This is a genomic window from Microvirga pakistanensis, from assembly GCF_004458765.1.
Taxonomy (GTDB): Bacteria; Pseudomonadota; Alphaproteobacteria; order Rhizobiales; family Beijerinckiaceae; genus Microvirga; species Microvirga pakistanensis.
In genome coordinates this window covers 1-223 of the sequence record NZ_SPJX01000122.1, presented here as the reverse complement: position 1 = coordinate 223, position 223 = coordinate 1, and the positions used below count along the sequence as shown (strand labels likewise).

1 protein-coding gene is annotated in these 223 nt (G+C 67.7%); it reads left to right on the top strand.

The features are described from left to right. Positions 1-223 (top strand): diguanylate cyclase domain-containing protein (locus E4K09_RS04330; protein WP_134495435.1); only part of this gene is annotated, 223 nt, incomplete at both ends.

Here is a 223-nt window from a genome sequence, read left to right as displayed (position 1 = left end):
GCGCGGCCCTCGCCCTGCGCATCGTCGAAGCCGTCAGCATGCCCTACGATCTCGAGGGGCAGGAGATCGTCATCGGCACCAGCATCGGCATTGCCGTTGCCTCGGAGGGGACCCTGTCGCCCGACCAGCTCCTCAAGCAGGCCGATCTTGCGCTCTATCGCGCCAAGGCCGACGGGCGCGCGACCTATCGCTTCTTCGAGCCCGAGATGGACGCGGAGCTGCA